19 protein-coding genes are annotated in these 21599 nt (G+C 72.2%); 8 read left to right on the plus strand and 11 right to left on the minus strand.

What is annotated here, in order from left to right:
• Positions 1-11 precede the first annotated feature (11 nt).
• The 8 genes from AB4091_RS06175 to AB4091_RS06210 all read left to right on the plus strand — a co-directional run bounded on the left by AB4091_RS06175 (position 12) and on the right by AB4091_RS06210 (position 5788).
• Complete coding sequence (locus AB4091_RS06175) at positions 12-680, plus strand: fasciclin domain-containing protein (RefSeq protein WP_442290851.1); 669 nt, start codon at positions 12-14, stop codon at positions 678-680.
• Between the two features lie 46 nt (positions 681-726).
• Entirely contained in the window at positions 727-1338 is a 612-nt protein-coding gene (gene sigK, locus AB4091_RS06180) for an ECF RNA polymerase sigma factor SigK (RefSeq protein WP_442290852.1), read from the plus strand.
• The gene (locus tag AB4091_RS06185) at positions 1335-2183 is read left to right on the plus strand and encodes an anti-sigma factor (protein WP_442290853.1); all 849 of its coding nucleotides are present in this window, start codon (positions 1335-1337) and stop codon (positions 2181-2183) included. Before sigK ends, AB4091_RS06185 begins: the two co-directional genes overlap by 4 nt.
• Before the next feature lie 296 nt (positions 2184-2479).
• A complete protein-coding gene (locus tag AB4091_RS06190) occupies positions 2480-2911 on the plus strand; it encodes a hypothetical protein (RefSeq protein WP_442290854.1) in 432 nt (143 codons plus the stop codon).
• Between the two features lie 22 nt (positions 2912-2933).
• Positions 2934-3587: a vWA domain-containing protein gene (locus tag AB4091_RS06195; RefSeq protein ID WP_442290855.1), complete on the plus strand. Its 654-nt coding sequence runs from the start codon at positions 2934-2936 to the stop codon at positions 3585-3587.
• 34 nt (positions 3588-3621) lie between these two features.
• On the plus strand, positions 3622-4185 hold the full coding sequence (locus AB4091_RS06200; RefSeq protein ID WP_442290856.1) for a hypothetical protein: 564 nt from the start codon (positions 3622-3624) through the stop codon (positions 4183-4185).
• Positions 4186-4210: 25 nt separating this feature from the next.
• The gene (locus tag AB4091_RS06205) at positions 4211-5152 is read left to right on the plus strand and encodes a phosphotransferase enzyme family protein (protein ID WP_442290857.1); all 942 of its coding nucleotides are present in this window, start codon (positions 4211-4213) and stop codon (positions 5150-5152) included.
• Positions 5153-5233: 81 nt separating this feature from the next.
• A complete protein-coding gene (locus tag AB4091_RS06210; RefSeq protein WP_442290858.1) occupies positions 5234-5788 on the plus strand; it encodes a hypothetical protein in 555 nt (184 codons plus the stop codon).
• A gap of 144 nt (positions 5789-5932) precedes the next feature.
• Here the strand turns inward: AB4091_RS06210 and cobA are convergent, their stop codons facing one another.
• The 11 genes from cobA to AB4091_RS06265 all read right to left on the minus strand — a co-directional run bounded on the left by cobA (position 5933) and on the right by AB4091_RS06265 (position 21557).
• On the minus strand, positions 5933-7159 hold the full coding sequence (gene cobA, locus AB4091_RS06215; RefSeq protein WP_442290859.1) for a uroporphyrinogen-III C-methyltransferase: 1227 nt from the start codon (positions 7157-7159) through the stop codon (positions 5933-5935).
• Positions 7147-8538 carry a sulfate adenylyltransferase subunit 1 gene (locus AB4091_RS06220; RefSeq protein WP_442290860.1) on the minus strand — a complete coding sequence of 464 codons (1392 nt, stop codon included), beginning with the start codon at positions 8536-8538 and terminating at the stop codon, positions 7147-7149. The genes cobA and AB4091_RS06220 overlap by 13 nt, the downstream gene beginning before the upstream one ends.
• Entirely contained in the window at positions 8539-9534 is a 996-nt protein-coding gene (cysD, locus tag AB4091_RS06225; RefSeq protein WP_442290861.1) for a sulfate adenylyltransferase subunit CysD, read from the minus strand.
• Positions 9531-10280, minus strand: coding sequence for a phosphoadenylyl-sulfate reductase (locus tag AB4091_RS06230; protein ID WP_442290862.1), 750 nt, complete (start codon positions 10278-10280; stop codon positions 9531-9533). The genes cysD and AB4091_RS06230 overlap by 4 nt, the downstream gene beginning before the upstream one ends.
• Positions 10277-12016: a nitrite/sulfite reductase gene (locus AB4091_RS06235; RefSeq protein WP_442290863.1), complete on the minus strand. Its 1740-nt coding sequence runs from the start codon at positions 12014-12016 to the stop codon at positions 10277-10279. Before AB4091_RS06235 ends, AB4091_RS06230 begins: the two co-directional genes overlap by 4 nt.
• Positions 12017-12102: 86 nt before the next feature.
• A complete protein-coding gene (locus AB4091_RS06240; RefSeq protein WP_442290864.1) occupies positions 12103-13149 on the minus strand; it encodes a lytic transglycosylase domain-containing protein in 1047 nt (348 codons plus the stop codon).
• A 52-nt stretch (positions 13150-13201) separates the two neighbouring features.
• Positions 13202-15097 carry a copper resistance CopC/CopD family protein gene (locus AB4091_RS06245; protein WP_442290865.1) on the minus strand — a complete coding sequence of 632 codons (1896 nt, stop codon included), beginning with the start codon at positions 15095-15097 and terminating at the stop codon, positions 13202-13204.
• Complete coding sequence (locus tag AB4091_RS06250; RefSeq protein ID WP_442290866.1) at positions 15097-15606, minus strand: hypothetical protein; 510 nt, start codon at positions 15604-15606, stop codon at positions 15097-15099. The genes AB4091_RS06245 and AB4091_RS06250 overlap by 1 nt, the downstream gene beginning before the upstream one ends.
• A gap of 67 nt (positions 15607-15673) precedes the next feature.
• Positions 15674-18868, minus strand: coding sequence for a multicopper oxidase domain-containing protein (locus AB4091_RS06255; protein ID WP_442290867.1), 3195 nt, complete (start codon positions 18866-18868; stop codon positions 15674-15676).
• 11 nt (positions 18869-18879) lie between these two features.
• Entirely contained in the window at positions 18880-20241 is a 1362-nt protein-coding gene (locus tag AB4091_RS06260) for a multicopper oxidase domain-containing protein (RefSeq protein WP_442290868.1), read from the minus strand.
• Between the two features lie 20 nt (positions 20242-20261).
• On the minus strand, positions 20262-21557 hold the full coding sequence (locus AB4091_RS06265) for a multicopper oxidase domain-containing protein (protein WP_442290869.1): 1296 nt from the start codon (positions 21555-21557) through the stop codon (positions 20262-20264).
• Positions 21558-21599: the final 42 nt, after the last annotated feature.

The raw sequence follows: 21599 nt of genomic DNA on the forward strand, positions 1-21599 counted from the left end.
GAGTGACTGACATGACGTCCCTGAAGACCCGCACCGGCCTGGTCGCACTCGCGATCGCCCTGCCCCTGAGCCTCGCCGCCTGCGGCAGCTCGAGCGACAACACCGCCTCTGCCGGCGCCGGCAGCACGCCTGCCGCCAGCACCCCGGCCGAGACCATGACGAGCACCCCGTCCGAGACGATGAGCTCGTCACAGTCGATGGACGCCTCCGCGGCCGTCTTCGGCGCGGGCTGCGCCGCCGTTCCGAAGGATGGCAAGGGCTCGTTCAACGGCATGGCCACCGACCCGGTCGCGACCGCCGCGACCAACAACCCGCTGCTGTCGACGCTCGTCACCGCCGTCAAGACCGCCGGTCTCGTCGACACGCTCAACTCGGCCCCCGAGATCACCGTGTTCGCGCCCGTCAACGACGCGTTCGCCAAGATCCCGGCCGCCGACCTCAAGAAGGTGCTCGCCGACAAGCCGACCCTGACCAAGATCCTCACCAACCACGTCGTGGCCGGCAAGATCGCCCCCGACAAGCTGGCGGGCGACCACAAGACCCTCGCCGGCACCACGATCACGGTCAAGGGCTCGGGCGAGAACTTCACCGTCGGCAAGATGGACGCCAAGGTCATCTGCGGCAACGTCCCGACCGCCAACGCCACGGTGTACATCATCGACGGCGTCCTGATGCCCTGATCGTCTCCCGACCAGGCTGACGCACACCACGACGACGGGCGACACAATGGACCCCATGTCACGGTTCTCGGTGGTTCCCTCCGGCGATGACTCGCCGGAGGGCACCACCCGCCCCGTCCCGCTGGAGCAGCTGCTCCGCAGGTCGGCGACCGGTGACGAGACCGCGTTCGCGCAGCTCTACGACGCCGTCTCGTCCCGGCTCTTCGGCCTCGTCCGCCGGGTCGTGCGCGATCCCGCCCAGTCCGAGGAAGTGACCCAGGAGGTCTTCCTCGAGATCTGGCGGCACAGCGCACGCTTCGACCCGAACAAGGGCGCCGCCCTGTCGTGGATGCTCACGATCGCCCACCGCAAGGCCGTCGACCGGGTCCGGTCGGCGGAAGCCGCCCGCCACCGCGACGAGGGCTACGGCGCCAGCACCCAGGACGTCACCCACGACTCCACGTCGGAGGCCGTCGTCGAACGGCTGGATGCGGAGCGGGTTCATCGGGCCCTGGACACCTTGACGCCGGCCCAACGGCAGGCGCTCGAGCTCGCCTACCTCGGCGGCTACACCCACACGGAGGTGGCCTCGATGCTCGAGCTGCCGCTCGGGACCGCCAAGACACGCATCCGTGATGGACTCATCAGACTACGAGACACGCTGGGGGTGACACTGTGAGCGACGACATCCACGCGCTCTCCGGTGCCTATGCCGTGGACGCCCTCGACCACGTCGAGAGGGCCCGGTTCGAACGCCACCTCGCCGGCTGCTCCGCCTGCCAGGCCGAGGTCGAGAGCCTCGTCGCCGCGGCATCGGAGCTGTCGGTGCTGTCCGAGGCCTCCCCTCCGGCTTCCCTCCGCGCGAAGGTCCTCGGGGACATCGCGAACGTCCGACCGCTGCCGCCGCTCACGGCTCCGCGCGACGAGCGGGGCGATGACCTCGTTCGGCCCCCCGCACCTGCTCCGGAGGCGCCTACGCCCGATTCGGGTGCGACCGTCGACCCCGCAGGGGGTCCCGGCACGGACGAGCGCCAGGGCGCCGACGAGCTCGGCGACCGCCGGCGTTCCCGGGCCCGCGGTCTGACCCGCGGCTGGCGCCTCGTCGTGGCCGCCGCGACCGTCGCCGTGCTCGCCATCGGTGGGTTCACCGCGTGGCGCCAGATCAACACCGACCCCTCCCGGGCGATCGCCGACCAGGTGCTCGCCGCGGGTGATGCGACCGAGACCGCAAAGCGTTTCCCCGACGGTTCGACGGCGACGGTCTGGCGCTCCGAGTCGCTCCACAAGGCCGTCATCGTCACCTCGGGGATGGCCAACGCCCCGAGCGGGAAGGTCTACCAGCTGTGGCTGCAGGACCCGACCGGCCACATGGCCTCGGCCGGCGTGATGCCGCCCGGTGCCGACCAGGTCGTCGTGCTCGACGGTGACGCGAGCAAGGCCAAGGGCGCCGGCATCACGCTCGAACCCGCCGGCGGTTCGGGGCAGCCGACCTCCGACCCGATCGCCCTGTTCAGCTTCGCCTGACCGCCCCACCACCGGTCGCTCGCTCGTCGGGCGGTCACGAGCTCACTCCCGGCTTCCCCGCCTGGAGCTCGTGACCGCCCGACTCCGCACGCCGCGTACGCCCTCGCCCCCTCCCGCGCCACGGCGCACTTTCGTACGCGATCGGCGCCGGGAAGTGCCCGAAACCGCGCCCTGGCGCACTTCCCGCCCCGACACCGGACGTCGGTTTCGGGGCCGTGGCGCCTCGACGTGCGCGGCGACGGAGATGCGGCAGCGCTGCTATTGCGCAGCCGCAGTTAATGCGGCATGGTGGAGGCATGAGCAGCGAGCACCCGCAGACCCCTTCACCATCGGCCTCGAGCGAGACCATCCGGACGGCGATCGACGCCGCCCGCACTGCTCTCGCCGACGCCGACGCCGAGGTCCCCAGTGCCGCGCTGCCGCTCCTGCGCATCGCCCAGGAGCACGTCACCGCCGCCATCGACGAGGCCATGGCCGCCGTGCTGGTCTCCGAGGGCGGCACGATCCGCACGGCCGGCGCGCTGGCGGGCCTGTCGGAGAACGCCGTCGGACCACGCCTGGCCCGCACCCGGCTGCTCGCGGCATACGGCTCGGACGCCGGTCGCGTCACCGCTGCCGGCGTCGAACGCGCCCGCTACGACCTCGAGGAGGGGCGACACCGAGAGGCGCCCGACCAACCCGACCAACCGAAACCGATGCGCTTCCGCGCCCGACGCACCACCACCTGACTGCTCCAGAGAGGGGACCACCATGACCGACCCGAACCTCACCCACCTCTACTTCCTGCTCGACCGCAGCGGCTCCATGCAGTCGATCAAGGACGACACCGAGGGCGGCTTCAACGCCTTCATCGAGGAGCAGCGATCGCAGGCCGGACAGTGTCGCGTCACGCTCGCGCAGTTCGACGACCAGTACGAGGAGGTCTTCCGCGACCGGCCCGTCGCCGACGTCCCGCCGCTGCAGCTCGCGCCGCGAGGCAGCACCGCGCTGCTCGACTCGATCGGCCGGCTCGTCGGCGAGGCCGGCCAGCGGCTCGCCGCCCTGCCCGAGCACGAGCGGCCCGGCGTCGTCATCGTCGGCATCATGACCGACGGCCACGAGAACGCCTCGCGCGAGCTCACCCACCCGCAGGTCAAGGCCATGATCGAGCGCCAGACCAAGGACTACGGCTGGCAGTTCCTCTACATGGGCGCCGACCAGGACGCCATCGAGGTCGGCTCGAGCATCGGGGTCGCCGCCGCCAACTCGATGACCTACAGCCGGGGCCGGGTCGCCGCCGCGATGGCCGCCACGTCGCGCAACATCGGCCGCACCCGTTCGGCCGTGGCCGCGGGCGCCTCGATGCAGGAGGCCTCCTCGCTCATCGCCTTCGACGACGAGCAGCGAGCCGCAGCGCAGGAGTGAGCTCGCCGGTCGGGCGCGGGGGTACGTTGTCGCCATGAGCGACCCCCCGGGCCCGGCCGGGTCCGCACCAGGGTCGGGCCGACCCGACGAGCAGTTCGTCGTGCCGCTGCCCACCCAGGCGCTGCCCGTGGCCGAGCCCACGCGTGAGCTGCCCCTCGCGTCACCCGTGACACCGGAGCCGCCAGTCCCGCCCGTCGCCCCGAGTCTGTATGCCGTCCAGCCCGGCTGGTGGCCGACGCCGGGTGCCGCACCTCCGACCACGTCAACCGGGGCGACCGCCGGCGGGGCCGCCCGGGCGGTCGACCCACTCGTCGGACAGGTCGGGCTCGCTCTCTTCTGGGTCACCGTCGGGTGGTGGCTCTTCTTCGTCGTGCGCCTGCTCGGTCGCATCGCCCGCCTGGGCTTCGGCGACACCCTCGTCATCCGCGCCATCGACACCGGCCCGGAGGAGACGGTGGTGGCGGCGGTGCTGTCGGTGCTCGCGGCGATGTTGCTGCTCCTCGGTCGCGGCCGGTCCGGACGGTCCCCGCTCGGGTGGGCGGCCGTGGCCCTCGCCGTGGTCACCGTGGTCATCGCCATCTGGCGGCTCGTGCCGTGACCCGAGCCTGCTGAGCGGAACTGCTGTGCTGACCCCATCGGCGGCCGACGCGGTCGCAGACGCCTACGACCTCCCCGGACCCGTGCGGCTGAGCGGGCCGGTCGCGCGCGGGCAGCTCGGCCAGGTCTGGCGGCTCGACACGGGCGCCGGCAGCCATGCCGTCAAGGAGTGGTTCGCCAGCCCTGACCTCGCCGACGTGTCCCGCGACGCCAACTTCGTCGAGGCTGCCCTGGCAGCAGGGGTGTTCACGCCCCGGCTCGTGCGAACGCCGGACGGCGACGTCGCGACGCTCGTCGACGACACCGCGGTGCGCGTCTTCGAGTGGGTCGACCTGCGATCGCGGTCACGACAGCTCGATCCGGCTGCTGTCGGCAGCACCCTCGCGGCCCTGCACCACGCCGGGGCGCCCACCGATGCCGCCGTCGACAACTGGTTCGCCACCGGGTTCGGCGAGTCGAGCTGGCGAGAGCTGCACCGGCGACTCGTCGACGAGGACGCACCGTTCGCCGGCGAGCTCGGGGCCCTCGTCGACCAGCTCGTCGCGGTCGAGTCGGTCATCGAGCCGCATGAGGCACCGATCACCTGCCACCGCGACCTGTGGGCCGACAACGTGCTCGAGTCCGCCGACGGCCGCATCTGCGTCATCGACTACGAGAACATGGGCCCGGCCGATCCCAGCCAGGAGCTTGCGATGGTGCTCTTCGAGTTCGGCGACGACGACCCGGCGCGTGCGCGTCGGCTCAACACGGCATACCGCGACGCCGGGGGGCCGGGCCACGTCACCCGCCGCGGCCACTTCACGATGCTCGTCGCCGAGCAGGCCCACATCGGCCAGCTCGCCTGCTCACGCTGGGTCGGCGCGACCAAGGAGGCCGAGCGGGCACGCCTCGCGCAGTGGTTCCTCGAGATCCCGGACGACCCGGTGACGCTGCCTCGCATCGACCGGATCCTCGCCGCCGTCACCTGATCCCGCCGGGTACTCACGGCGCACCCGTGCCCTGCGCGCCCTTGGCGATCGGAGTGCCGCGAGTCGGCATATCGTGACCGCGTGACGAGTATCGGGCGCCTCATGCTGGCGCAGGTGAGGTCGATCGGTTCGCGCAACGCCTGCCTCCGTGCGCGCGATGTTCCCGGCGGTCCGTGGGCGGCACGCGGGCAGCGGACCTACCGCACCGGGGCGAGCGGCAGCACGAGCGACGCGATCACGCGCGCCCGCGCCGCGCGGTCCGTGACGAGCGTGCGCGGCTACCAGGAGGTCGGCCGTGCCGACCTGTTCATCCAGGTCATCCCGTTCGCCTCGCCGGAGGATGCCCGGGCCGGGCTCGACGAGCTCCGGGCCCTGCCGCGAACGATGCCGAGGACCAAGGGGCTCTCCGACGTCGGCGAGCTTCGCACCGTGTCACCGCCCGCGGTGACGGGCGTCGGGCACGTCCAGGCGGCGGAGCAGGCGTTCGTCCTCGACGGGGAGCACTCCCGCACCCTCACGGTGTGGTGCCTCGTGGGCAGCGCCGTCGTGGTCGCGGCGCTCGGCGGGCGGGCCGGATCGGTCCGGTGGCCCCAGCTCGCCGAGATCGTCGAGGCGCAGGCAGCCGCCCTCCACTGACTCCCCCCAGCGAGCAACGGAGCGACTACGCGTACTTTCGATCGGCTTCTGATCGAGAGAACGCTCCGTCACGCATCTTCCGCGTGACTACGCGTACTTTCGATTGGGGGTTGTTCGGCGGAGCGCTGCGTCGGTGCCGCTGCGTCAGTGCCGGTGCTTCCACTCCGGGGCGAGGCGGACGACGTCGCCGACGACGATGACGGCCGGGGCGCGGACGCCGCGCTCGCGAGCGAGGTCGGCGATCGTCGCGACCCTGCCGACCGTCGTGCGCTGGTCGGGCTGGAAGCCGCGCTCGACGACCGCCACCGGGCAGTCCGCTGCCCGCCCGTGAGCGACGAGCAGCTCGGTGGTGCGCGCGAGCTGGGTGACGCCCATGAGCAGCACGAGCGTGTGATCGCTGCCGGTGGGCAGCGCCGGGATGTCCTCGTGGCCGGTGACGACGGTGAAGCCGCGCGCGACACCGCGGTGGGTCACCGGGATGCCGGCCGCCGCGGGAACGCTGACCGCGCTCGTCACGCCGGGCACGACCTCGACGCGTATGCCGTGGGCCTCGCAGGCCTCGCGCTCCTCGCCGCCGCGGCCGAGCACGTAGGGGTCGCCGCCCTTGAGGCGCACGACGCCGAGGCCGCGCTGGGCCTCCTCGACGAGGATGTCGTTGATCCGCGACTGCGGCACGGGGTGGTTGCCGGGCGTCTTGCCCACGTCGATGACGCGCACCGAGGCGGGGAGGCGGTCGACGACGGCGCGTGGGGCGAGCCGGTCGACGACGACGACGTCGGCCGAGGCCAGGAGCTCGTGGCCGCGGGTCGTGAGCAGGCCGTCGATGCCGGGTCCGCCGCCGACGAGGGCCACCCAGCCGCGACGGCCGTGGGTGCGGGTGCGTCGCAGGTCGAGCGTGCCCGAGGCGAGCGCTCGTTCCACCCCGTTGCGGACGGTCACGGCCAGACCGGGGTCGCCGGCGGCATACGTGGAGACGGTGACCCGGCCGTCGGGCGTGGTGACGTCGGCGCGGGCGGCGACGCTGGCGGTTGTGCCGGCGGCATCGGTGGCGTCGACGCACCAGACGCGCAGGGCCTCGGCGTCGGCGGCGACCTCGCGGTCGACCGACCCCTCTCCCGTCGCGGTGTGCGCGAACCAGGCGCCGTCGAGGTCGGCGGGTCCGGCGTAGTCGCGCTCGACCCAGTCTACCTGGCCGGCCACGGCGAGATCGCGCAGGTCCTCGCAGAGCCACGGCGCGACGACGCGCACGACTGCCCCCTCGTCGAGGAAGGAGCGCACCCGGCGTGCCGACACCGGCCCGCCGCCGACGGCCACGACGAGGCGGCCGGTCAGGTCGAGGACGACCGGCAGCGCCGGCTTCAGATCTCCCATTCCTCGTCACCCTCGGGCTCGGAGGGGGCGTCTGCCGCGGTGGGCAGCGTGGCACCGACCATGCCAGCGGCGACCGTGCGGCCGTCGTGGGCGTCGATGAGCAGGAAGGACCCGCCGCGACGCGACGTCGAGTAGTTTTCGACCGGAACCGCCGAGGCGAGCCGCAACGAGACGAGTCCGATGTCGTTGAGCGACAACGACTCCGACGGCACGGTGTGGAGGTCGTCGAGGTCGAGGGCGCCGTCGAGCGTGCGGACGGCGGTCTGCACCGTGCGCGACCCGTGCTTGAGCAGCAGCCGCTGCCCGGGACGCAACGGTGCGTCGCCCAGCCAGCAGACGACGGCCTTGATGTCCTGCGTCGGCTCGGGAGCGTCGGCGGCTGCAGCGATGACGTCGCCACGCGAGATGTCGATCTCGTCGGCGAGCCGCAGCGTCACCGACTGCGGCGCGAAGGCCTCGTCGAGGGTGGCCTCGCCGAGGTCGATTCCGGTGACCGTCGTGCGCTTTCCGGACGGCAGCGCCACCACCTCGTCACCGACGCGGACGACGCCGGAGGCGACCTGGCCGGCGTACCCGCGGTAGTCGCGATGGGCCTCGTCGCGCGCCGCGCCCTGCGGGCGGATGACGAGCTGGACCGGCAGTCGGAACGACTCGTTGGCGGGGTCCTCGGACGGGGGCAGCGCCTCGAGGAGCTCGAGCAGGCTGGGACCGGCATACCAGGGCGTACGCGTGGAGCGCTCGGCCACGTTGTCGCCGTCGAGGGCGCTGACCGGGATGGCGATGGCGTCCTCGACCCCGAGCTCGCGCGCCACGGCCTGCACCTCGGCCTCGACGCGGTCGTAGACCTCCTGGGAGAAGCCGACGAGGTCGATCTTGTTGACCGCGACGACGACGTGCGGCACGCGGAGCAGCGCGGTGACGGCGAGGTGGCGTCGGGTCTGCTCGAGCACGCCCTTGCGCGCGTCGACGAGGAGCACGACGACGTCGGCGGTCGAGCTGCCGGTGACGGTGTTGCGGGTGTACTGCACGTGCCCGGGGCAGTCGGCGAGCACGAACGAGCGGTTCGCCGTGGCGAAGTAGCGGTAGGCGACGTCGATGGTGATGCCCTGCTCGCGCTCGGCGCGCAGGCCGTCGGTGAGCAGCGCCAGGTCGGCTGCGGTGAGCCCGCGGTCGCGGGACACGCGCTCGACGGCGGCGAGCTGGTCGGAGAGGACCGACTTCGTGTCGTGGAGCAGGCGGCCGACCAGGGTCGACTTGCCGTCGTCGACGGAGCCGGCCGTGGCGAGGCGCAGCAGCGTGCCGCGGGCGGCGCCCGCGACGGCGGCGGGGTCGAGCGTCGCGGCGACCGCAACCTCGGGGGTCTGGGTCGTGGTGGCCATTTAGAAGTAGCCTTCCTTCTTGCGGTCCTCCATGGCGGCCTCCGAGATGCGGTCGTCGGCACGCGTGGCACCGCGCTCGGTCAGGGTCGAGGCGGCGACCTCGATCACGATGTCGGCGTTGGTCGTCGCCGGTGACTCGACGGCTCCGGTGCATGACATGTCGCCGACGGTCCGGTAGCGCACGAGGCGCCTCTCGACCGGCTCGTCGTCGCGAGGCCGGCTCACCGGGCCGACGGCCAGCCACATGCCGTCGCGGCGGAAGACCTCGCGCTCGTGGGCGTAGTAGAGCGGTGCGAGCGGGATGTCCTCGCGCTCGATGTAGCGCCAGATGTCGACCTCGGTCCAGTTGCTGATCGGGAAGACCCGCACGTGCTCCCCGGGACGGTGCCTGGGGTTGAAGAGGTTCCACAGCTCGGGCCGCTGGTTCTTGGGGTCCCACTGGCCGAACTCGTCACGGAGGGAGACGATCCGCTCCTTGGCGCGGGCCTTCTCCTCGTCGCGCCGGCCGCCGCCGAAGACACCGTCGAAACGGTTGTCGTTGATGGCGTCGAGCAGGGGCACGGTCTGCAGCGGGTTGCGCGTGCCGTCGGCGCGCTCGCGCAGGCGGCCGTCATCGATGTAGTCCTGCACGCTCGCGACGACGAGGCGCAGGCCGAGCCGCTCGACGGTCTCGTCGCGGTAGGCGAGCACCTCGGGGAAGTTGTGGCCCGTGTCGACGTGCAGCACCGGGAAGGGGATCGGCGCCGGCCAGAAGGCCTTCGTCGCCAGGTGCAACATGACGACGGAGTCCTTGCCGCCGCTGAAGAGCAGCGCTGGGCGCTCGAGCTCGCCGGCAATCTCGCGGATGACGAGGATCGCCTCGGCCTCGAGCGCGTCGAGCTGGCTCAGCCGGCGGTCGGACGAGGACACCGGCACGTACGCGGCCGCCTGCGTCGCGTCGTCTGCCGACGTCGTCGAGTCGGCCTGGGCGTGGGCGGTCTTCGTGGTCGTCGTCATGTGTGGAGTCCGCACTCGGTCTTGGCGAAGCCGGCCCAACGGCCGGCGCGGGGGTCCTCGCCGGGCTCGACCCGGCGGGTGCACGGCTCGCAGCCGATCGACGGGTAGCCGTCGGAGAGAAGGGAGTTGACCTCGACCTGGTTGTCGGCGGCATACGCAAGGAGCTCGTCGAACGTCCACGCTGCGAGCGGGTTGATCTTGACCAGGCCGTTCTTGGCGTCCCAGGTGACGAGCGGGGTGTCCGCGCGGGTGGGGCCCTCCTCACGACGGACGCCGGTGACCCAGGCCTCGTAGAGCGGGAGGGTGCGGGCCAGTGGCTCGACCTTGCGCATCTGGCAGCACAGGGCCGGGTCTCGCTCGTAGAGCCGCGGGCCGTACTTCTCGTCCTGCTCGGCCACGGTCAGCTCGGGCATGACGTTGACGAGAGTGATCGGGAGGTCCTCGGCCACGATGTCGCGGGTCACGATCGTGTCGGAGAAGTGGTAGCCGGTCTCGAGGAAGAGCACGTCGACGCCCGGTGCGAAGCGCGAGACGACATGCGGCAGAACGGCATCCGCCATCGAGCACGCCACGGCGAGGCTGCCGTCGAAGTGGAACGCCGCCCAGGCGGCGACCTCGTCGGCGGTCGGCTCGTGCTGGGGGTCTGCGCCGAGCGTCGCATCGAAGTCGTCGACGATCGCCTTGAGCTCTGCCTCCGAGCGCCGCTTGCGCGGCACCTTCGGGGTGGCCAGGGGGACTGCGGTCACTGGAGGGCTCCTTCCTCGGCACGGTGGCTCCACACGGCGAAGGTCTCGCCCTTCTCACGCTGGTCGACGAAGGTGCGCACGACGCGCTCGACGTAGTCGGGCAGGTCGTCGGCCGTCACCTTGAGACCGCGGACGGTGCGCCCGAGTCCGGCCTCGTCGCGGTCGACGGCGGCCAGGCCGCCGCCGAGGTGCACCTGGAAGCCCGGCACCTGCTCTCCGTCGACGGTGACGAGCTGGCCCTTGAGCCCGATGTCGGCGGTCTGGATGCGGGCGCACGAATTGGGGCAGCCGTTGATGTTGAGCAGGATCGGGGCATCGAGCGAGCCGTCCTCGACGAGGTCGGCCAGCCGGGTCTCGAGCTCGGCGATGGCGGCCGTGGCGGTCTGCTTCGTCTCGACGATGGCGAGCTTGCAGTACTCGATGCCGGTGCACGCCATCGTGGTGCGGCGGAACGGGCTCGGCCTCGCCGTCAGGCCGAGACCCTCGAGGTCGGCCACGAAGTCGTCGACGCGGGCGGCCGGCACGTCGAGCACGACGAGCTTCTGATGGGCCGTGAGTCGGACCGCGCTGGCGCCGTACGCCTCGACGAGGTCGCCGAGGCGGGTCAGCAGGGTGCCGCTGATGCGCCCCACGGTGGGGGCGGCGCCGACGTAGTAGTTGCCGTCCTTCTGGAGGTGCACGCCCACGTGATCGCCGGGGCCGGTGGCTGGCGCGGGGGGCGGTCCGTCGGGGAGGGGGTGCCCGAGGTACTCGGTCTCGAGGATCTCGCGGAACTTCTCCGGGCCCCATTCGGCCATCAGGAACTTGAGGCGGGCCTTGTTGCGGAGCCGGCGGTAGCCGTAGTCGCGGAAGATCGAGATGACGCCGTGCCAGACGTCGACGGCGTCGCCCTCGGACACGAAGACGCCGATGCGCTCGGCGAGGCGCGGCGAGGTGGAGAGGCCGCCGCCGACCCAGAGGTCGAAGCCGGGGCCGAGCTCGGGGTGCACGACGCCGACGAGCGAGATGTCGTTGATCTCGTGCACGACGTCGAGGCTCGGGTGACCGGTGATGGCCGTCTTGAACTTGCGCGGCAGGTTCGACAGGTCGAGGTCGCCGAGGTACTTCTCGGTGATCCGCTGGATGACGGGCGTGGGGTCGATGATCTCGTCGGCCGCGACGCCGGCGACGGGGCTGCCGAGGAAGCCTCGCGGGGTGTCGCCGCAGGCCTCGGTCGTCTGGAGGCCGACGGCCTCGAGCCGACGCCAGATCTCGGGCACGTCCTCGATGCCGATCCAGTGGTACTGGATGTTCTGCCGGTCGGTGATGTCAGCCGAGTCCCGGCCGAAGTCGGTGGAGATGCCTCCGAGGACCCGGAGCCGCTCGGGCGTCAGGGCCTGGCCGTCGCTGCGGACACGGAGCATGAAGTAGCGGTCGCTGAGCTCGTCGTCGCTGAGCTGCGCGGTGCGGCCGCCGTCGATGCCCGGCTTGCGCTGCGTGTAGAGGCCCCACCAGCGGAAGCGACCGGACAGGTCCTGGGTCGGGATCGAGTCGAAGCCCTCACGGGAGTAGACCTGCTCGATGCGCTCGCGGACGTTGAGCCCGTTGTCCTCCTGCTTCCAGGTCTCGTTGCCGTTGAGCGGCTCGGGGCCGTCGACCTTCCACTGGCCGTTGGAACGGCCACCGCGGGGCGGCCGGGTGCCGGGGCGCACGTGCGCTGTGGACGCAGTCGCGGTCGAGGGGTCGGTGACGGTCATGTGATCGAATGTATAACCGGCGATTATCTTGGCCCAAACGGGTCCGGCATCCGATCCATCCCCACCAGATGGGTGGGAGTTGGCGGTCAGGGGCCGGCGAGGGCTCCGGAGGTCACCGCCTGGATGATGCCGACAACGGTCGAGAGGTAGCGCTGGGAGTGGTTGTAGGACAGCACGGCCGCGCGCAGGTCGGCGGCCTGCGACAGGTCGCGCCCGCCCGCGCAGAGGTAGTTCGCCGCTGCGAGGGCCGCGTCCTCGATGTTCTGCGGGTCGCGTATGCCGTCGCCGTTGCCGTCCGCGCCCCAGATGCGCCACGTCGCCGGGATGAACTGCATCGGCCCGACGGCCCGGTCCCACACGGGGTCGCCGTCGAACTGGCCGCCGTCGCTGTCGCGGATCGCGGCGTAGTTGCCGCCGGTGAGGGCCGGCCCCCGGACGGGGGGCACCGCGTCGTGCGAGGCGTCGAGCCGGCGGCCGCGGAGCGAGGACGACTCGACCTCGCCGATCGCGGCGAGCAGCATGACCGGGATACGGCAGGAGCTCTTCTTCGCCGCCGCCGCTGTGTAGGCCGCCCAGATGATCTGCTCCTTCGACAGTGGACCGTTGCTCGAGCCCTTCGGTGGCACGGCCACGGCGGTCGGCACCTGGATGTCAGCCCTCGGCTGCCACGTCGAGGAGGTGGCGCTCGTGCCCCCGCCCGGCTGGAGCGTCGCCGGGTCGGCCGGCGTGCCCGAGTCGGACTGGGTCGGGTCGCCCGGTCCGGCCGGCCTGGCCTGCTGCGCGGTCAGCACCGCACCGGCCGTCAGGAGGAGCCGCTCGAACAGCGGCGTGACCAGCTCACCGCCGAGCCCGCCGAGCGTCGTCAGCTGGTCTGCCGGCCGGCTCGGTGAGTCGCCGGTCCCGCCGGTCCCGCCGGTCCCGCCAGACGCGTCTGACCCGCCGGTCGCGGTCGGGGAGGGTGCAGCGGCGCCACCGAGGGCCGGGCCGAACGCGAGACCGGCCTGCGCCGTCGGCGAGGGAGTGGCTGCGGTCGACCCGTCGTCGGCCGCGCGAGCCGGAACAGCGCCGAGCAGCGCGCAGCCCAGACCCGCGGCGACCCCCGCCGCGACCAGGCGCTCCATCCGCTGACGCATCTCTCGTGCTCCCGTGCTGTTGCGGGCCCGACCCCCCGGGCCCGCGACTGTCTCAAGTAGAACGCGAAAGCTGCTCTGGCGCCCGCGAATCCGTTTTGTCTGACTCGGCTGCCACTCGGCCGGCCGTCGACCGTGCCCGACGTGAGCGGCCTCGGGTCCAGACCAGTATGGCTGCGGCCAGTCCGCAGAGGGCAGCCAGCAGCAGGGCCGTCCGGATGAGCGGAGCGGCGAGTGGCGACCGTGACACGAGCGGCGCGACCGAGGTGCTCGGTGCCACCACCCACCGCACCGTGCTGCGCACGTCGGCAAGTCCCCGCCGGTGAACCGTGACCACGAGCTCCACCGGGCCGCCCGTCGGCAGGTCCAGTCCCGCGGCCCACCGCGCACCGGAGACGTGCTCGGCGGCGACGGGCGCAGGACCACCAGCCGTCGTCGGGGCGGTTGCCGGCCCCGCACCGTCGCGCAGGGCCACCGTCACACCGGTGACCGGACCGGGCGACGGTCGCCGGGTGTCGAACACGTCGACCATGGCCACGGTCGCCCCGGGACGGTTGGGCCGCAGGGCGACCGCCTGCTGGAGATCGGCCACCGGACGGCTGTCGACGACGCTCGGCTCGTCGCGCGTCACGAGCTGGGGTGCGGTCGCGGGCTGGCCGGTCGACAGCAGGCCCCCGAGGGCGACGACGACGGCGAGCCCCACGCCCTCGCGCCGCAGTCGAGGTGCGCGTCCGGGCGACTCGATCGTGCCGGCTCGCGTGGCTCGCGTGGCGCGGGCCGTGCCCAGCGCGAGCACGCCGACGACGGCTGCCGCGACGAGCTTGACGAGGAAGATCCGGCCGTAGGTGGTCAGGAGGGCTGCGTCGACCGAGACCACGACGTCGCTGGCGATGTAGACGCCCGAGACGGCCACGACCGCCACCGCGCACGTGGCCGGGACGGCGAACCGGCGCAGCAGCACCCTGAGCTCCGCCCGAGAGAGGCCGAAACGTCGGGACCGACGGGCCACCAGAGTGAGCGCGCCCACCGACCCGAGCCAGAGCAGGGAGGAGAACAGGTGCGCGGTCGAGGCGACCACCCACGTGAGGCCGCCGCGCATGCCGGTGTGCCCGAGCAGCACGGTCGAGAGCGCCACTGCTGCAAGGGCAGCGGCAGCGACGACGCCCCGACCTCGCTCCGCCCGGCGCCCTGGCGAGCGACGTGGGAGCAGGGCCACGGCGGCGACCGCGAGCGCGAGCTCGCGCGCTCCCCACCGGACGGCATACGTGCTCGTCACCGCCTGCCCGCCGAACCGTAGGAGGTCCGCCACGAGCACCAGCAGGGCAGCGGCTGCGCCCACCCAGAGAGCGCGTGAAGCCAGCCGACGCAGCCCCACGAGACCGGGCGTCCGGAGCGGGGTGCCGTCGCGCGCTGCACCCCGCACCAGGAGCCCGCCGACGACGACCGCACCCAGGCCCGCCGCGAGCGCGCCGAGCACGGCCCACCGACCGGCGAGCTCGAGCAGGTCCGGGTCGGCCTCGCTCGGCCCGGCGGCCTGCACCGTGCTCTGGACGCCGAAGGCGAGGACTCCGCCGGACTCGTGGAGGTCGTCGGCCGACAGTGTGCGCCAGGTGACGTGGTAGGCCCCGACGCCGAGCGGCGGCAGTGCCGCCACCACGGTGGACGGTGACTCGCGGTCCTCGTCCTCGCCGACGAGCGTCAGCTTCGACGCCGGCAGCCGGTGGCCCTGCGTGTCGGTGACGACGACCTCGGTCGACGCGAGGACGACGTGCTCGGTGAAGTGCAGCTCGAGTGAGCGTGGTGCCTGCGAGATGCTCGACCCGTCGGGCGGCGTGCTGGACGAGAGGTACGCGTGCGCCAACGCGGGCGGGGCGGCACCGACGACCACGAGCGCGAGTGCCACGGCCAGCGCGAGAGCCAGGCCCACGGCATACCGGAGCGGGGAGCGCATCACAGCACCGGGACGTGTTCGAGACGGAGGCCGGAGGACTCGATCGTCATCTCCTCGCCGCTGCGGAGCGCGCCCCCCGTGTTCTGGTAGACGAAGTAGTAGGTCGCGCCGGCCCGGTTGATGTGACCTTGCCGCATCATCGAGACCCGCGTCGTGAAGGCCGACCGCGCCTCGCTGCGCAGCGTCGGCGGGTGCTTCGTGTCACCGAGGAAGCGGGTGGCCTTGTCGACGTCGAGCACGACGTAGCTGACCGTGACGAGGCCTCCGTCGCCGACCACGGCCACCCGCGAGAACCGCACGCCGAGCGCGGTCTCCATCTGGCTCGACTGCGGGAACGGCTGGGCGCCCGGGTCGTCGCCGCCGCGGACCAGGCGGCCCGCGACGAGGCCCAGGAGCGCGACGAGGGCGACCGCCGCGACGGCGATGGCGACCCGCACCCACGGGGGTCGCGGTTGCTTCTGCGGAGCCGCGTCCGGGGTCGGGACGTAGGTGGTGGTGGTGGTGTTCATTCGGACTGCCCTCCGATGTGCCGGCCGGGGCCACGGGCAGGTGGCCCCGGCACGAGGTGGGACCGGGTCAGGGGATGCTGATCCGGGTCGAGACGAACGAGTCGAACCAGGCCGTGCCCGCCAGGGTCGTCGCGGTGGTGGTGCCGGCGGTGATGCCGAGGCGGGCCGACTGGACCTGCATCGCGGTGCCGGTGTTGTTGCCCGTGAGCGTGTAGCGGGCGGTGCCGTCGACGACGAACCGCAGCGACCCTCCGGTGCCCTGGCTCCAGTCGACGCGCACGGTGTGCGCGCCGGCCGCGTTGGCGGCCGTGATCGACGCGCCCGTCGTGTTGCCGAGGACGTTGCGGTTCATGACGACCCGCAGCTGTCGAGCCGACGTCGTCCCGCTGGTGTTGCGCTGGAACTGCACCGCGAAGGCCTGACCGGTGGCTGTGCGCCCCTCGAAGACCGTCACCCAGGCCGTTCCGGTCACCAGGGTGTTCGGGTTGAAGGAGAACTGCGCGTGGTAGGTCGTCTCGTTCAGCGGGCTGTCGTCGGTGACGTACGCCGGCCCGTTGGACGTGCCGCCCGGGAGCCTGACCGCGAGGCCGTAGTTGCCGGCCCGGACGGGGTTGCCGGCGGCGGCGTCGACCACGGCCCGAGCGACGTTGGTGATGCTCGTCCAGGCCGACAGGTTGCCGCTGTCGAACGTGTCGCTGAAGATCGCGTTGGCGCGGACCACCGAGATGACCTTCGACGCCACGTTGCTCCAGTTGCCGGCCGCGTCCTGCACGCGCAGGTTGAACTGCACGCTGCCGCCCGCGATGCCGTCGAGCGGGATCGCCGCCGACACGACGTTGTTCGCGTCGGTGACCTGCACCCGGGTGCCCTTGCCGGCGCCGGGGTCGGTCGTGCCCGTCCAGTACTCGGCCGCCTGGAAGCGCGGACCGACGTATCCGGTGGGCGGGGTCTCGGTCGCGGTGGCCGACAGGGTCAGCGTCGCAGTCCCGTTGGTCGAGTTGAGCGTGCCGCCCAGCGCGCCGAGGACCGGTGCGGTCTTGTCGACGAGGAGCCGCACGAGGGCGTTGTTCGCCGTGAGGCTGCCCCAGTTGCCTGCGGCGTCCCTGCCGCGCACGACGACGCGGTGCTCACCGCCGGCCATGGCCCGCACCTGGGTGAGCGGGATGAGCCCGTAGACCTGCTCGCTCGGCGAGTCGAGCTTGCCGTCGACGGCGATGAGCGTGAGGCCCGTGCCACCGGTGGGGGTCGTGGTGGCCGGGTCGACGAACGCCTCTGCCGCAACGATGTTGCTCTGCAGCCCGTTGCCGGCGTCGCGGTCCTCCAGGTCGGCGGAGATCACGAGGTAGCCGGGGTAGGACTTCGAGCCCACGACGCCGTTCGTCGGGTTCGGCCCGACGGTCGAGGCGTTGACGCCGGGTGCGGTCAGGTCGACGACGAGGTCGACCGGCACGGCCGGGCCCCAGATGTTCTGGGAGTTGCGGCTGTGCACCCACACCTGGGTGGTGCCCTCGCCGAGACCCTTGACCGTCGCCGCCGGGATGGAGCCGGTCTCGGCGACCTTCGTGGCCGACCGGTTGAGCGTCATCACCGTGCCCGTGCCGTCTGCGCCGGCAGTGCCGATGAAGTACTCCGCCCCGGTGATGGTGCCGCCAGCGGCGGTGTCGTCGCCCGTGGCGCTCACGGTGACGTTGCCAGCTCCACTGGCCGGCTTCGGGTTGACGCTGAGCGCGGTGGTCTGCGGCCCCGCCTTGGCGAGGTTGAGGATGACCGACCCGACGACGCCCCAGTTGTCCGAGGTGTCCTGGCCACGCACGAAGACCGTGTGCTTGCCCGACGTGAGGCAGTGCAGGTCGAGCGGCGGCGTGGGTAGGGCACAGTCGGCCGCGGTGGCGAGGGCGGGGATGGTCCCCGTGACGTCGATGGTTCCCGCCGGGAAGGTGCCCGTCGCCGCCTTCATGGCCGTTCCGAAGCCGGGTCCGACCGACGTCCCGTCGTCGACGACGAACTCGGCGCCCTTGACGAGGTGGTTGCCGGTTGTCGCGTCGCTCACCGTCGCCGTGACGGTGACCGCGCTGGTGCCGTCCGAGGGAAGCGGTGAGGCCTTGATCGCCGTCGACACCGGCCCCACCGCGTCATCGGTGGGTGGCGGCGCGTTGGTGTCGAGGAAGGTCATCATGCCTCCGAAGGCCACCTGGGGAGAGTCGGGGCCGGCCGTCTGGCCGGCGTTGTCGAGGCGCGCAGCGGACTCGAAGACCGCGACCTTCGACTCGGGACCGGTCGGCACCGTCACGAGGGCGTCGACCGTGACGCCCGGGTCGACCGGCACCACGACGGACGGCTCGGGAAAGGCGAGGGCGTGGCCGTCGTGCGACAGCACCGTCTGGCCGGCGCCGAGGGTGCTCATCGAGTGCAGCTCGGCGCCGATGTTCGCGTAGCGCAGCAGCACCGTGTGGCCCGGGTCGGTCGGCACGGGGTCGCTCGACGGGAACGGCTTGCCGTTGATGAGCCGGTAGGCCGGGTGGTAGTCGCGCATGTCGAAGCCCGTCGGGTTCGCGTTGAGGGCGGGGTCGACCTCGCTGAGCACGAGCACCGCCTCGTCGTCATAGGCGTGGCCGTATGCCGTGCCGTCGCCGAGCACGACGAGGGCGCCGGCGAGACCCATCGCCAGCTGCCGCGCCCCGTTGGCCGTGTGCCCGGCCTCGTAGAGGAACGTGCCGGCCCGCGAGGCGGTGAAGGTGTAGCGCGCCGTGCCGTCGGGAGCGACGCCCGCGTCCTCGGCGGCCGTGGACAGGCCCTCGGTGAAGTCGGCCGCCCGCTGGCCCGGGAAGGCCAGCGACGTCGGCTGACCCAGCGCGTTGTGCAGGGTCACTTCGACGCGGTCACCCTGCCTGGCGACGATCACCGGGCCGGGCGCGGTGGCCGCACCGCTCGCGGTCGTGGAGTAGCCCCAGATCGGGATCGGTTGCCCCAGAACCTGGTTCGTGCCGGCCCTGGCCCACAGGTCACAACGCACGACCTCCGGGTCGGGTGCGGCGGCCGGGGTGACGGTGCAGCCGGGGGTCGAGGGCGTGAGCTTCCCCGCGGGCGCCGCTGGAGCGACTGAAGGCGCCGCAGCGGCTGGTGCCGCGGCCGCGCTGGCAGCCCCGGCGGCATACGGGATCGATCGTGCGAGAGCGGAGCCCGCGAAGGGGACGGTCGCGAGCGCGGTCGCGGCCACCGCGACGCCGAGCCGGCGCCGCATGCTGACTGGTCGAGAGGTCATCGGAATCGTCCTCAGCTCGCCGGGCAGCCGGCGGGCGGGTCGATGCGGAAGACCGTCATCATGCCGCCGAAGGCTGCTCCGTAGTTGGTGGCCTGCTGGAGCGCGTGGCTGTGGGCCACGTGGTAGTACTCGCCGCACTCGTTGTTGACCGTGATGTTCGCCGGGAACGTGCCCTTCTGGCCGAGGTACGGGCTCTCGCTGAACCACGTGTCGGCGCCGACGAGCAGCTGGTCGGTGATGACCGGGAGCTGGGTCGGGATCGGGTTCGTCGTCGGGTCCCAGTGCTCGACGTCGCGCCAGTCCATGAGCGCGTCGACGGTCTGGCCGGGCATCACGTCGATGTCGTACTTGAGGTACGAGAGGTCTTGCGGCGCCGTGGGATCGGTGCCCTGAAGCGGCCGGCCGTCCTTGTTGACGACACGCTCGTCGCTGCCGTGCGGGTGGAACGGGTAGCTGACCCGGCCCGCGTTGACGTAGCGGATCACGGCCGGCAGCGGGTTCGTCGTCTGGTCGTACGGCCTGACGTGCACGAGCGCGCCGTAGGGCTGGCTCGGCAGCCACGAGGCGTTGTTCGGCGCCAGGGTGTCGGGCATGCTGCGGCCGTTGATGAGGTAGTAGCGCGCGTTGTAGGTCGACCAGTCGACGGGCTGGTTGCGCTCGACCGCGAGGTGCACGTCCGGGTCGACCTCAGACAACAGGAAGACGTACTCGTGCTGCGGACTGAACGCCGAGTCGGCGCGGTCGTTGACCTGGCCCGAGGCCGTCTTCGGCCGCACGACGAGGGTTCCGTAGAGACCCATCTGCTGCTGCTTGGTGACGTCGGTGCCGCTCGAGTAGAGGTAGGTGCCGGGCGAGCCCGCCGTGAACGTGTAGGTCACGGATCCGCCTGCGGCAGCCGCCGGTTGGACCATCGAGGTCAGCGAGCCACCGGAGTCGAACTGCGGCTGGGCCGGGTTGCCGTCCGCCTTGACCCCGGCCTGTCCGGGGAAGAGCATCGAGGTCGCCTCGGGCAGGTCGTTGTGCAGGATCACCGTGACGGTGCGCCCGGACGTGACACAGAGGACCGGGCCGGGCAGCTGGAAGTTGCCCGCGCTCATGCCGTAGCCCCACATGTAGATGGAGTTGCCGTCCGGTGTGGAGATGTAGCCGGTCCGGGCGGTGAGGGAGAAGGTCTGCTGGGCGTCCTGCTCGCAGAGCAGCCCCTCCGAGGTGGCCGCCTGCGCGCCGGCGTTGGACCCGAAGGCCACCGCGGCGACGACGGCGAAGACGGCGCCGAGAACGCTGATGCGCCGCCGGGCGCGGCCGGCTCGGCCGGCCCGGCCCCGTCGCAGTGCGCCGCCGAGGTCGTGACGTCGTGGTCGGTTGAGTCGCATGGTCATCCTCCGTCGGCTCATCAGGTGTTGGGCTCGGTCTGGGGCCCGTAGTGCTTGGCAGCGCCGACGCGGAGGACGGTCATCATGCCGCCCCAGCCGGTCCCACCGCCGTTGCCCAGGTACGCGTAGTTGCGGTCGTAGAGCAGGTACTCGCCCTCCCTGCGCGGAGTGACCAGAACGTCGCGGCTCTCGCCGGGGCCGATGTCGACGGTGTTGGTGACCTGGTAGTTCGTCGTGCCGTCGCGCCCACGCAGCAGGCTCGCGTCCTTGGCGATCACCTGCATGTCGACGTTGTCGAGCGTGAACGCGTGGTTCTGGTAGCCGAGGTTCGACAGCCGCAGCAGCACCGTCTCGTTCACGTTGCACGTGATGAGCGACGAGATCGGCTGGTACTGAAGGCGGCCCGCGGCCGTGGTCCTGGGGTCGCCGGGTGGGGCGATCGTGTCGGGGTAGCCGCGACCGTTCAGCAGCCAGAAGCTGGGCGCGTAGTCGGTCCAGTCACTGACCTGGATGTGGGCGTCACGGTAGTGCGCTGCCGACCACAGCTCGGTGACCATGAAGGCGAACTCACGGTCGTAGCGGGTGCTGCCGTCGACGTCGTTGTACGCGTACTTGGTGCCCACCGGGTCACCGTTGACCGGGTGCTGGTTCTGGGCGGGCCGGATGAAGACCATCCCCGTCATGCCCATCTGCACGTGCTCCACGTCCTCGAAGTGGCAGTGGTACATGTACGTCCCGGCGTCGTGCGGTCGGTAGTGGTAGGCCAGGTCGCGGCCGATCGGCACGGCGAGCGAGAGCTCCGGCACGCCGTCGAAGAGCGGGATGGCGTTGACGAAGCCGTGCCAGTGCAGGGTGTGGCCGTCGAAGAGGTCCGGCCGCTGCATCAGCCCGAGGTTCGACAGCGTGATCGTCACCTCGTCGCCCTCGTCGAAGGCGAGCATCGGGGCGCTGATCTGCGCCTTGCCGCGCACCGCGGCGACCTCGGCGGCCGTCGACATCTGCGTCACGTCACGGAACCCGAAGACGTAGGTGTCGAAGCCGTCGGGCGCGAGCGAGTCGGGAAAGAAGGGGAGGTCCGGTGGCGAGCCGGCCGGCATGCTCACCCAGCCGTCGGTGCCGACGAGGTGCACCGACTTGGCCGGGCCCGAGCCGGCCGGTCGAACGACCGTGGGCCGCTGGGCCTGCTGCCCGAAGCCGAGGCGGGTGCCGAGGAAGACGCTGCCGATGGCGCCGGCGCCGCCCAGCATCACGGCCCGTCGGCCGAGGCCGTCCGGGGTCGACCGGGAAGGGGGTCCGGAGCGAGGGTCGTCGGTCATGAGGAGCTCCTGAGGTCGGTCCGGCGTCGTGGCCGGACGATG

The sequence above is a fragment of the Terrabacter sp. 2RAF25 genome, assembly GCF_052115265.1.
Lineage (GTDB): Bacteria > Actinomycetota > Actinomycetes > Actinomycetales > Dermatophilaceae > Terrabacter.